Here is a 6320-nt window from a genome sequence, read left to right on the forward strand (position 1 = left end):
CGCGGCAAGCTCGCGCTGATCACCGGGGCCGGCGCGGGCATCGGCCGGGCCACCGCCGTGGAACTGGCCCGGCAGGGCGCGGGCAAGGTGGTGATCGTCGATCTCGACCCGGTCGCAGCCAAAGACAGCGCTGATGCGGTACGTGCAGCGGGTGCTGAGGCCGCGGCATACCAGGCGGATGTCAGCGACGAAGCCGCGATGAATGACCTTGCCGCGCAGGTTATTAAGGAACACGGCGTGGTGGACATCCTGGTGAACAACGCCGGCATCGGAATGGCCGGCCGGTTCCTGGAAACGACCTCGGCCAACTGGGATGCCATCATGGGCGTGAACGTCCGCGGCGTGATCACCGGCAGCAGGGTGTTCGGCGCGCAGATGGTCGAACGCGGCGAAGGCGGGACGATCATCAATATCGCGTCGGCTGCCGCATTCCTGCCGTCGAAATCGATGGTGGCCTACAGCACGACGAAGGCGGCGGTGCTGGGTTTCAGCGAAACCTTGCGGGCCGATCTGGCCGACGAGGGCATCACCGTGACCGCCGTGTGCCCCGGTTTCGTCAACACCAACATCGCCAAAAGCACTGTCTACGCGGGCATGTCCGCCGAACAACAGGAACGCGCCCGGGAGAAGGCGGATGCGGCGTACCGGCGCCGCAACTTCACGCCGGAAGCCACCGCCAAGGCGATCGTCAAGGCCGTCCGGACTGGTTCGCCGGTGGTGCCGGTCGCCGCGGACTCCCGGCTCGGCTACGCCATGCGCCGCATCAGCCCGTCCGCGGTCCGGCTGTTCGCGCGCATCGACATCCGGCGGAAGTAGCCGTGTCGGACAGCATCTGGACCAGCAGGCCGGCCGACCTGTACGGCCGTCGGGACCGCGACCGCTTCGCGACGGTGCTGTGGGGCGTGCGGACGCTGTTCGGGGGCCTCGCCGCCACTTCGCGGTGGACGCCATCGCGGATAGTGCCGGTGCGCCGCACGTTATCCGCGGTGGTCACCACACGCGAACTCGTCGCGCCCGACGTGGTCGCGTTGACGTTGGCCGATCCCGACGGCGGATTGTTGCCATCCTGGACACCCGGCGGACACATCGACGTCCAGCTGCCCTCGGGGCGGCGCCGCCAGTACTCGCTGTGCGGTCCGCCCGGGCGCCGCACCGACTACCGCATCGCCGTTCGCCGCATCGCCGACGGCGGCGGTGGTTCGATCGAGATGCACGACGCCTACCAAGTGGGCGACACCTTGATGTTCGAAGGTCCCCGTAATGCGTTCTATCTCGGCAGCACCGAGCGCGACGTGCTGTTCGTGATCGGCGGTATCGGCGTGACGCCCATCCTGCCGATGATCCGGGTGGCCCAGCAGCGCGGAATCGATTGGCGGGCAATCTATGCCGGTCGTAGCCGGGAGTACATGCCGTTTCTGGACGAGCTGACGTCGGTGGCGCCAGACCGGGTCACCGTGTGGGCCGACGACGAACATGGCCGGCTGGCCGGCGTCGAGGACCTGCTCGCCGGGGCCGGGCCGGCGACCGCCGTCTATGTGTGCGGACCCAGCGCCATGCTGGAGGCGGTTCGGGTGGCCCGGGACGAACACGCTGATGCGCCAATGCATTACGAGCGCTTCAGCCCGCCCCCGGTCATCGACGGGATTCCCTTCGAACTCGAACTCGAACGATCGAAGCGGGTGCTCACCGTGCCGGCGAATCGGTCGGCGCTCGACGTCATGCTCGATGCGGATCCGACGACCGCGTACTCGTGCCAGCAGGGCTTCTGCGGGACCTGCAAGGTCAAAGTGCTTGCCGGACAAGTCGATCACCGGGGCCGCACCTTGGTGGGTGATGACGAGATGCTGGTCTGCGTGTCCCGGGCGAACGGCGACCGGGTCGTCATCGAGGCCTAGAAGACGCCGCTTTCGGTGAGCACGTCGGCGAAGTTCACCAAGTCGGTGGCGAAGGCTTCGGGTTGCTCGAAGGCGGCGAAGTGACCGCCGCGGTCCTGAATCACGTAGTGCACCAGGTTGTATCGGGCGGCCGCCCAGGCGCGCGGGGTCTGCAGCAGCTCACGGGGGTAGACCGCGTATCCGGTGGGGACATCGACGCGTCCGGTCCACTCACTGCGCGCGTCGGTGCCGGCCCGCGTCGACTCGCAGTACAGGCGCGCCGCCGATGTCGCGGTGCGGGTCAGCCAATAGAACATCAGGTTGTCGATCAGCCGATCGGTGGAGATGGGCATGCCCTCGCGAATGTCGCACCAGGCGTGGAACTTCTCGAGTATCCAGCCGGCCAGGCCCAGCGGCGAGTCGTCCAGGCCGTACCCCAGTGAATGTGGCCGCGTCGATTGCACTTCCATGTAGGCGGTGCCGTCCCGGACTTGTTCGACGCTGGACGTGATGGCCGCCATTTCCTGTTCGGTGACGTTGGCCAGCAGTTCGGGGTCGTTCTGATCCGGTGGCGAGAACATCATGTTGGTGTGGATCGCGGCCACCTGCGGTGTGTGGTGCTGCCCGAGGTATCGCGTCACCAGGGCGCCCCAGTCGCCGCCCTGCGCGATGAACCGTTCGTACCCGAGTTGGGACATCACGTCAGCCACCGCCGCGGCGATACATGCTACGTCGACTCCTTTTTCGCGCGTGGGTCCGGAGAAGCCGTAGCCGGGCATCGACACCAGCACGACGTGGAATCGCTGCCGCAGCATGGGCAGCGCGTCCAGGAATTCGACGATCGAGCCGGGCCAGCCGTGCGTGATCACCAGGGGGAGTGCTTGTGTGTCGTCCGACTTCGCGTGCAGGAAGTGCACGCGCTGCCCGGCCGCGCCGGTGACGAACGATCCGATCGCGTTGACCTCGGCCTCGACGCGACGCCAGTCGTAGTGCTGCAGCCAATGGTCGATGACGCCCTTCAGGAACGACTGATCGGTACCGTAATCCCAAGCCGCCCCGGTGATTTCCGCCGGCCACCGGGCATTGCCGAGGCGATGACGAAGGTCGTCGAGTTGCGCTTCGGCCACGTCGAGACGGAACGCTTCCATTTACGCACCCTCCAGATAGACGGCCAGTGCGTTGGTCAGACCTCGGCGTGCCATATCGAGATCGGCGTACGAGCCCAGTTGGCGCTCCGACACCAGGCCGCGCATGGCGCCCGGAATGAGCGCGGCGACCTCGCGCACCCGGTCCGGGTCGACATCGAGACCGGCGAAGGCGTTCTGGCAGGTCTCGAGCCAGCTCTTGCCCCAGGAGAACAGCTCGGCCGCGGTGCGCGGGTAGAGGCGTTCGAGTTCGACGGGATCCCGGGGGAGGGCAGCCCGCAGGTTCTCGATCGCGCGTGAATCCGGTGACGCCAGGCCGTGATAGAGGGTTTCGATGATCACCCCGACCCGTTCGTGCAAGGGCGCGTCCGGCTTGACCGGTGTCGACAGGGTCGAGAAGGTTGCGGCGCGTCGTTCGGCGGTGCGGTGCAGCACCGCCGCCCAGAAGCCGTCGGTGTCGCCGAACTGGTACTGCACCGCGCCCCAGGTCGCACCGATGTCCTTCGCGATGCGGTTGGCCGACACCGAACCCGGCTCGCCCGATGCCAGCGACCGCAGCGCGGCCTCGAGCATGCTCTCGCGAGTCGCGTTGCCGCGCCGGTTGGGACGCCGGCCCTCGACGCCGGCCGCGCTAGCCCGCCCTGTCATTCGATCAATCCTAAGGTCTCGACTAACTTTTTCATAGAGGGTACTGTGAATGTCTATGGCCAAGCCACCGCTGTCGATGAAGCCGACTGGATGGTTCCAGGTCGCCTGGTCCGACGAGATCGGCGTCGGCGACGTCCACACGATGAAGTACTTCGACCAGGAAATGGTCGCGTGGCGGGCCGAGTCCGGCCAGCTCACCGTCTTCAACGCGTACTGCGAACACCTGGGCGCGCACCTTGGTTACGGCGGCAAGGTCGTCGGCGAGGTGTTGCAGTGCCCCTTCCACGGGTGGCGGTGGAGCCAAGAGGGGCGCAACGTCTGCATCCCCTACCAGGATCGGCCCAACCGGGGCCGTCGCGTCCGGACCCACCCCGTCGTCGAGCGCAACGAGTCCGTCTACATCTGGCACGACGCTCAGGGGCGCGAGCCGTTCTTCGACGCGCCGGATGTGTTCGCCGCCTTCGGCGACGGCAGCAGTGCCGCGGACTACTACCCGCAGCAGCGGCTGTACCGGCAGAGCCTGGAGCTGCACCCGCAGTACGTGTTGGAGAACGGGGTGGACTTCGCGCACTTCAAGTACGTGCACAACACGCCGATCGTGCCGGTCTTCACCCGTCACGACTTCGACGAACCGGTGTCGTTCGTCGACTTCACCATCACCTTCGAAGGTGACGACGGTCAGCGGATCGAGGACGTCAACAGCGGCGTGGAGGCGATCAACGGCGGCCTGGGAGTCGCGGTCACCAAGAGCTGGGGCATGGTCGACAACCGCACCATCTCCGCGATCACGCCCGTCGACGAATTCACCTCCGATGTCCGGTTCATGGTCTACATCGGCCGCAAGCCTGCGAAAGATGCGGCACGAGCCGAGATCAGGGCGCAGGAATTCGGACGGGAAGTGATCCGGCAGTTCGAGCAGGACGTCCACATCTGGCAGCACCAGCGCTACTCCGATCCACCCGCGCTGGCTACCCAGGAATACGAGGGCTTCACGGCAATTCGCAAGTGGGCCAAGCAGTTCTATCCCGACGGCATCGGCGGCAGCGCCGCCGAAGTTTACGCAGCATCGCAGAAAGGCTGACACTTCAATGAATTCACCCGCTCGCGTGTTCCAGGTCGGCACGGGAAACGTCGGTTCGGAGATGATCAAGCGGATCGCCCATCGCCCCGACCTCGAACTCGTTGGCGTGCACTGCTATTCGCCGGAGAAGGTGGGGCGTGATGCCGGTGAGCTCGCGGGTATCGGACTCACCGGGGTGACAGCGACGGGCACAATCGAGGAAATCATCGCGGCCAAGCCTGACGTGCTCACCTTCCACGGCGTGTTTCCCGACGAGGATCTCTACGTCAAAGTCCTCGAGGCGGGCATCAATATCGTCACGACCGCCGACTGGATCACCGGGTGGCACCGCGACACGAACCACCCGCACCCGTCGGGCAAGCCGGTGACTCAACTGCTGGCCGAGGCCTGCGAGAAGGGAGGTGCGACGTTCTACGGCACCGGAATGAATCCCGGCCTGAACCAGATCCTCGGCGTGGTGTGCTCCGCCGACGTCGCCGAGATCGAAAACGTCACCACCATCGAGTCCGTCGACGTGTCATGCCACCACTCCAGGGACACCTGGATCGAGGTCGGTTACGGCCATCCGGTGGACGATCCGGAGATCCCGTCGAAGTTGGAGAAGTACACCCGCGTCTTCGCCGACAGCGTGCTGATGATGGCCGACTGCTTCGATCTAGCGCTCGACGAAGTGAAGTTCACCTACGAATTGGGTGCGTGCACCAAGGACGTCGACCTGGGCTGGTACATCCTGCCCAAGGGCTCGCTGGGCGCGAACTACATCAAATACCAGGGCATGGTGGACGGCGTCCCGCGGGTCGAGACGCACCTGGAGTGGCAGATGACCCCGCACACCGACCCGAGCTGGAACATCAAGGGCTGCTACATCACTCGGATCCAAGGCGACCCGTGTGTCTACAACAAGCACATGATCTTCCCCAAGCCCGGCATCGACCTGTCCAACCCGGACAACTTCGCGTCGATCGGCATGACGGTCACCGGGATGCCGGCGCTCAGCGCGATCAGGTCGGTCATCGAGGCGCGTCCCGGGCTGATCACCAGCGCCGACCTGCCGCTGCGCGGATTCGCCGGGCGGTTCAAGCTGTAGGCGTGCGTCAACCCGGGTCGTCTTTTTCGAAGAGCCGTTCGGGGTGGTGGTAATTGTTGGTGCGGGGCTGGCCGTGGTCGAGGTGTGGTGGTGGGATCCATTCGGTTTGGCCGTTGGGGAGTTTTCGGGTTTTCCAGCCTTGGTCGATGAGTTTGTGGTTGAGCGGGCAGGCGAGTGTGAGGGTGTCGGCGTCGGTTGAGCCGCCGGTGGCCCAGGTGTTGATGTGGTGGACTTGGCAGCGGTCGCCGGGGACGTCGCAGCCGGGGTGGGTGCAGCCGCGGTCTTTGGCGTACAGCACCACACGTTGGTCGGGTGAGGCGATGCGCCGGGTGCGGCCCAGGTAGAGCGGGCGGCGGGTGTGTTGGTCGAAGACGGCCAGGTAGTGGTGGGAGTGGCGGGCCATGCGGATCAGATCGCGCATGGGTAGCACGGTGCCCGCGCCGGTGACCGCGCGTCCGGCGCCGGTGGTGAGTTCCTGCAGGGTG

The 6320-nt window shown here is 66.1% G+C and carries 7 protein-coding genes; 4 read left to right on the forward strand and 3 right to left on the reverse strand.

Annotation, left to right across the window (positions count from 1 at the left end; translation table 11 throughout):
* Positions 1-816 (forward strand): SDR family NAD(P)-dependent oxidoreductase (locus tag VML93_RS10475; RefSeq protein WP_325610308.1); only part of this gene is annotated, 816 nt, incomplete at its 5' end.
* A gap of 2 nt (positions 817-818) precedes the next feature.
* A complete protein-coding gene (locus VML93_RS10480; protein ID WP_325610310.1) occupies positions 819-1895 on the forward strand; it encodes a PDR/VanB family oxidoreductase in 1077 nt (358 codons plus the stop codon).
* On the opposite strand, the gene VML93_RS10485 is transcribed toward VML93_RS10480, so the two are convergent.
* Both VML93_RS10485 and VML93_RS10490 read right to left on the reverse strand, forming a co-directional pair.
* Positions 1892-3022 carry an epoxide hydrolase gene (locus VML93_RS10485; RefSeq protein WP_325610311.1) on the reverse strand — a complete coding sequence of 377 codons (1131 nt, stop codon included), beginning with the start codon at positions 3020-3022 and terminating at the stop codon, positions 1892-1894. The genes VML93_RS10480 and VML93_RS10485 overlap by 4 nt on opposite strands.
* The gene (locus VML93_RS10490; protein WP_325610313.1) at positions 3023-3667 is read right to left on the reverse strand and encodes a TetR/AcrR family transcriptional regulator; all 645 of its coding nucleotides are present in this window, start codon (positions 3665-3667) and stop codon (positions 3023-3025) included.
* 55 nt (positions 3668-3722) lie between these two features.
* Between VML93_RS10490 and VML93_RS10495 the strand changes: the two genes are divergently transcribed.
* Both VML93_RS10495 and VML93_RS10500 read left to right on the forward strand, forming a co-directional pair.
* A complete protein-coding gene (locus tag VML93_RS10495) occupies positions 3723-4748 on the forward strand; it encodes a Rieske 2Fe-2S domain-containing protein (protein WP_325610315.1) in 1026 nt (341 codons plus the stop codon).
* A gap of 7 nt (positions 4749-4755) precedes the next feature.
* Positions 4756-5835: a dihydrodipicolinate reductase gene (locus VML93_RS10500; protein WP_325610317.1), complete on the forward strand. Its 1080-nt coding sequence runs from the start codon at positions 4756-4758 to the stop codon at positions 5833-5835.
* A gap of 7 nt (positions 5836-5842) precedes the next feature.
* Here VML93_RS10500 and VML93_RS10505 read toward each other — a convergent pair.
* On the reverse strand, positions 5843-6320 hold a 478-nt coding region (locus VML93_RS10505; protein WP_325610319.1), incomplete at its 5' end, for an HNH endonuclease signature motif containing protein.

The organism is Mycobacterium sp. (assembly GCF_035499775.1).
Classification (GTDB): Bacteria; Actinomycetota; Actinomycetes; order Mycobacteriales; family Mycobacteriaceae; genus Mycobacterium.

Excerpts from the sequence above, each read along its gene's own strand:
- VML93_RS10485 (WP_325610311.1), bottom strand. The coding sequence starts at position 3,022 with ATGGAAGCGTTCCGTCTCGACGTGGCCGAAGCGCAACTCGACGACCTT.
- VML93_RS10490 (WP_325610313.1), bottom strand. The coding sequence starts at position 3,667 with ATGACAGGGCGGGCTAGCGCGGCCGGCGTCGAGGGCCGGCGTCCCAAC.
- VML93_RS10495 (WP_325610315.1), top strand. The coding sequence starts at position 3,723 with ATGGCCAAGCCACCGCTGTCGATGAAGCCGACTGGATGGTTCCAGGTC.
- VML93_RS10500 (WP_325610317.1), top strand. The coding sequence starts at position 4,756 with ATGAATTCACCCGCTCGCGTGTTCCAGGTCGGCACGGGAAACGTCGGT.